This window comes from Muriicola sp., from assembly GCF_041567615.1.
GTDB lineage: Bacteria > Bacteroidota > Bacteroidia > Flavobacteriales > Flavobacteriaceae > Muriicola.
Genome location: NZ_JBFGBM010000273.1, coordinates 1 through 1,846, shown reverse-complemented (window position 1 = coordinate 1,846; position 1,846 = coordinate 1). Strand labels below are relative to the sequence as shown.

2 protein-coding genes and 1 pseudogene are annotated in these 1,846 nt (G+C 47.7%); 2 read left to right on the top strand and 1 reads right to left on the bottom strand.

Translation table 11 applies throughout. From position 1 onward, the window contains the following. Positions 1-337 (bottom strand): hypothetical protein (locus tag ABYP73_RS12995; RefSeq protein WP_372974620.1); only part of this gene is annotated, 337 nt, incomplete at its 3' end. Between the two features lie 61 nt (positions 338-398). On the opposite strand from ABYP73_RS12995, the gene radC reads away from it, so the two are divergent. Further along, on the top strand, positions 399-1,097 hold the full coding sequence (gene radC, locus ABYP73_RS12990; RefSeq protein WP_372974619.1) for a DNA repair protein RadC: 699 nt from the start codon (positions 399-401) through the stop codon (positions 1,095-1,097). 49 nt (positions 1,098-1,146) lie between these two features. Next, a pseudogene (locus ABYP73_RS12985) lies at positions 1,147-1,846 on the top strand (hypothetical protein); the annotation flags it as partial.

The following is a 1,846-nucleotide window of genomic DNA, read 5'->3' as shown; positions in this document are numbered from 1 at the left end:
GAGTTCTCAATTCGTGGAATTGTGCGATCAGATCTAACAGTTTATACCGCTCTACCGTAAAATCCTTGTCCTCGGTGGCCCTGGCAAAACGGGATGTCGGGAGGTTTTTGCGCCAGGGGGTATCGTTGTAGAGCGATTTCTTGTAAAACAAGCGAAAAAAGAGGGAACCTTTTTTCTTTGTCGGTTTGTTCTTGATAGCTACTTTCAGGGGAACCTGGCAATGCCAGACCATCTGGCCTACATTCATTTTGCCCCACAGGCTTATTTGGGTCGATTTCAGTTCGCCAACCCTTCTCTGGATCTCCTGAAACGCTTCTTCTTCAAACAAAGATTTCATGGATGCTTTTTAATTGCAGTGCAATAACTACTTTAACAATATTAGTTGTTTATCTTTAACCATGGAAAAAAACCCGGCGTCTTTCTCCATAAAAACCTGGGCCGATGATGACAAACCCAGGAGAAAATTAATAGTAAAGGGTAGGGGAGGCCTCTCTGATGCAGAACTCCTCGCCATCCTGATCGGGTCCGGCAGCAGGGAGGATACCGCCCTGAGCCTGGCCAGGAAAATACTAAAAAAGTCGGATGACAGCCTTACCCTGCTCGGAAGGATGTCTATTGCAAAACTCATGAAATTCAAAGGGATAGGGGAAGCAAAGGCGGTCACTATAGCAGCTGCCCTCGAGATCGGCAGAAGGAGAAGGGAAGAAGCAGTCACAGATCTCAAGTGTATTTCGGGCAGTGCGGATGCCTTTGCCGTACTGGAACCTGTGTTGTCTGAATTACAGCATGAAGAGTTTTGGATCCTGTACCTCAACAATGCCAATAAGGTCATTCACAAATCCCAGTTGAGCAAAGGAGGGATCACAGGAACCCTCGTAGATATCAGGCTTGTACTTAGGGAGGCACTGGAGCTGGGTGCGGTAGCTGTCATCCTGGCCCATAACCATCCCTCAGGAGCCCTGAAACCCAGTGAAGCAGATAAGGCGATCACAATGAAATTAAAGAAGGCCGCTGAGACCCTGGATATAAAGGTCCTCGATCACCTGATCGTCACGGAAAAGGCCTTTTTTAGTTTTGCTGACCAACACCTCATTTGACATGCTGTTGATCTATACCCATAAGATTACCCCCAGATTCAGCTACATCATGAAGCAGATATTTACCCGTATGCTGCAGATAGAGGTGGGCTTTACCACAAAGGTGGAAGATTTCATTAGACATACAGGGCCAAAGATCACTTACACCAAACAACCGCTGCAGAACGAATTTTTTGTCAGAAGCCATAGCCTTTTATTTGAACAGGGCATCAGGAATATGAGTCTCTCCATGGGGAAATGGGACGACATTCCCTGTTTCTTTCCCGCGGGAGAGCGCAGCAACCTTCCGTTCGACATCTTTGCGGCCAGCTTTTATCTCCTTTCTCGTTACGAGGAGTATTTTCCCCATGTGAAGGACCTGGTGGGACGATTCCCCCTAAAGGAAAGTCTGGCTTATGAACAGGATTTTTTAAAAAAACCCGTGGTGGATCTCTGGGTCCAAAAGATGCTGCACCTGCTAAGGGAGAGGTTTCCTTCCCTTGTCGCAGCGCCGAAGCCTGTGCGATACACGTCCGTGATCGATGTCTCGGTCTCCCACAGTTTTGCACACAGGGGATTTTTTCGAAGTGGCATAGGGTTGCTGCTGGATCTGTTTTCCCTCAGGTTCAGAAGGGTCTCTCAGCGGATGGCTGTGCTGTTGAAGTTCAAGCCTGACCCTTATGACAATTTCAAGGAGTTGATAGGGATCCATGCCAGGTATAAACTTCCGGCTGTATTCTTCTTCCAGTTCGCTCAGTATTCCAGGTTCG

Coding starts and splice junctions, on each gene's coding strand:
- radC (WP_372974619.1), top strand. CDS start 399: ATGGAAAAAAACCCGGCGTCTTTCTCCATAAAAACCTGGGCCGATGAT.